This is a genomic window from Neisseria sp. P0021.S005 (genome assembly GCF_051956955.1).
The window spans coordinates 1-549 of the sequence record NZ_JBQCWY010000887.1 but is presented as its reverse complement, the minus strand read 5'-3'; the positions used below and the strand labels follow the sequence as shown (position 1 = coordinate 549).

Here is a 549-nt window from a genome sequence, read left to right as displayed (position 1 = left end):
AAATAAAAAGAAAAGCTCCTGCAAAACAGGAGCTTTTTCTTGGAAGAAACCGGATTATTTCAATTTAGTTTCTTTGTAAATAACGTGTTTACGGGCTACTGGGTCAAATTTTTTGATTTCCAGTTTGCCAGGCATAGTACGTTTGTTTTTAGTAGTTGTGTAGAAGTGACCAGTACCAGCACTGGACTCCAGTTTGATTTTATCGCGCATTGCAGTAATCCTTAATTAATGGTGTTTAAATTAAGCTTCGCCGCGAGCACGCAAATCAGCCAATACGACATCAATGCCTACTTTATCGATGGTGCGCAATGCAGCGTTAGAAACGCGCAGGCGAACCCAGCGGTTTTCACTTTCTACCCAGAAACGACGTGATTGCAAGTTAGGCAAAAAACGACGTTTGGTTTTGTTGTTGGCGTGTGATACGTTATTGCCAGACATCGGGCGCTTACCGGTCACTTTGCAAACTCGTGCCATGGTTAGTCTCCAAACTTCTAAAATAGTAAAACGCGATTTATACCACGAAATCCGCCTTCAGTTCAAGTCGTTTGC

At 42.3% G+C, this 549-nt stretch carries 2 protein-coding genes; both read right to left on the bottom strand.

Annotation, left to right across the window (positions count from 1 at the left end; translation table 11 throughout):
• Nucleotides 1-54: 54 nt before the first annotated feature.
• Entirely contained in the window at nucleotides 55-210 is a 156-nt protein-coding gene (gene rpmG, locus ACTHUE_RS19980; protein ID WP_003684373.1) for a 50S ribosomal protein L33, read from the bottom strand.
• A 30-nt stretch (nucleotides 211-240) separates the two neighbouring features.
• The gene (rpmB, locus tag ACTHUE_RS19975) at nucleotides 241-474 is read right to left on the bottom strand and encodes a 50S ribosomal protein L28 (RefSeq protein WP_002216391.1); all 234 of its coding nucleotides are present in this window, start codon (nucleotides 472-474) and stop codon (nucleotides 241-243) included.
• Nucleotides 475-549 lie beyond the last annotated feature (75 nt).

Coding starts and splice junctions, on each gene's coding strand:
- rpmG (WP_003684373.1), bottom strand. CDS start 210: ATGCGCGATAAAATCAAACTGGAGTCCAGTGCTGGTACTGGTCACTTC.
- rpmB (WP_002216391.1), bottom strand. CDS start 474: ATGGCACGAGTTTGCAAAGTGACCGGTAAGCGCCCGATGTCTGGCAAT.